Below are 1,426 nucleotides of genomic sequence, written 5' to 3'. Positions count from 1 at the left end.
GCGCGTCAACCGGGCTCTTCACGCTGACCTCAGCGTGAAATCAACCCTCAGCCGAACCGCTTACCCGAGCCTACGAAGATCGTGAAAGATCGAGGCTAGTAACCTCTTCACGCGGTTCCTTCCTCTAACTCGTGGCGGACCGTGTGGGCGGCCCTTCTGATAGCGCAGCAGGGCCGCCCGTTTCTGTGCAGCGCTCCGAGAATCGCACAAGATCATTATTTTCAGGCGGCTAATCGCACCACCTTGAGCGGATAAATCCCGCCCGAGAGTGAAAACCTTCACCAAGTAGAGAAATTATCTACCACAGGGGTACCTAAACCCTCTCGCGCAATCCGCACCCATTTGCACCCACCGCACAGTTCGGTGCAAGCTGCCACCCATGGAAGAGATCGCAAGAGAGCTGGCCAAGATCCTCGCCCCCATCCCCGCCCAGCAGCCAGGCGAGCCGGACCCCGACTACACCAAGCGCTACAAAACGGCCACTGACCAGCACAGAGCCCTGGCGAGCGAACTCATCCTGTCCGCCCGGGCCGCCGACCTCGACGACCCTGTCCTGGCCCGACTGAACGAACTCTCCACCCAAAGACAGGAGATCCAGCAGCAAATCCGATTAATCATCGCTTACGGCCGGGAATTCGTCCGTCCCGAACCGTACAAGCTCAAATCCCTGGCAGACGCCGCGCGCCTCTCCATCTCCGGCGTCCGTGGCATCTATTCCCTAACGGACACCGCCACCATAGCCACCCGAATAGGCCGCAAAAACAACAAAGGCACCGTCTTTCCGGCCTCCCCCACCCCCGCTCCACCAGACCCCGAAGGCCCCCACTGGTGGACCGTCCCCAGCCTCCCGCCTGACGCCGGTTAGGACAGTTCATCCCGCCGCCCTGGTGGACCGCGTGCTGGGAGCTTCAAGTCGTCCTGCAGGCCGGCGATCTCAACGATCATCGACACCGGTCAGTCCCGCCGAACGCCCTCATCCCTGCCCGCAGTCTGTCAACCTGGTCTGGACGATCGGACTTCGGCGGCGCGTTGGGGCAGCTGTCTGATGTGGTGGCAAGGGCCGACGGAGTCGATCCGCGGCAGCCGATCGCCCCGCCCCTGTGCGGCGAGGACCTAAGTGAGCGATCATCACGGCCTCAGCTACTACCCGCGTGAGGCGATCAAGAATTATGACTCTCCGTGTGCTGTTATGCGCTTTCCGTTGCCCATGTGTGAACGGGAGAAGCATGAAGCCCGAGAGATTTGAGGCGCAGGCTTCAGAAGTGCTGCTGCGAACGCTGTTTCTACTGCGACGAACCGCTTGGTCGGCACGAGCATGATCACTTTCCGGTTGTCAACGACGGCCGAATTCTGACCCCCTGACGACGGTTGAATCTTGACCCCCTGATGTTGTCGTTGACTACTGTTCGTGCTCGGATCGGGCCGG

General features: G+C 61.2%; 1 protein-coding gene. It reads left to right on the top strand.

The genetic code is table 11. The features are described 5' to 3' along the window. Positions 1-379: 379 nt before the first annotated feature. Positions 380-865 (top strand): hypothetical protein, encoded by a 486-nt coding sequence (locus AB0J42_RS37675; protein ID WP_364303386.1) that lies wholly within the window; start codon positions 380-382, stop codon positions 863-865. Positions 866-1,426 lie beyond the last annotated feature (561 nt).

Source organism: Nonomuraea sp. NPDC049649 (assembly GCF_040675175.1).
Lineage (GTDB): Bacteria > Actinomycetota > Actinomycetes > Streptosporangiales > Streptosporangiaceae > Nonomuraea.
This window is presented reverse-complemented; position numbering and strand designations above follow the sequence as displayed.

Bases quoted from the DNA above. Each gene is read 5' to 3' on its own strand.
- AB0J42_RS37675 (WP_364303386.1), top strand. From the start codon at position 380: ATGGAAGAGATCGCAAGAGAGCTGGCCAAGATCCTCGCCCCCATCCCC.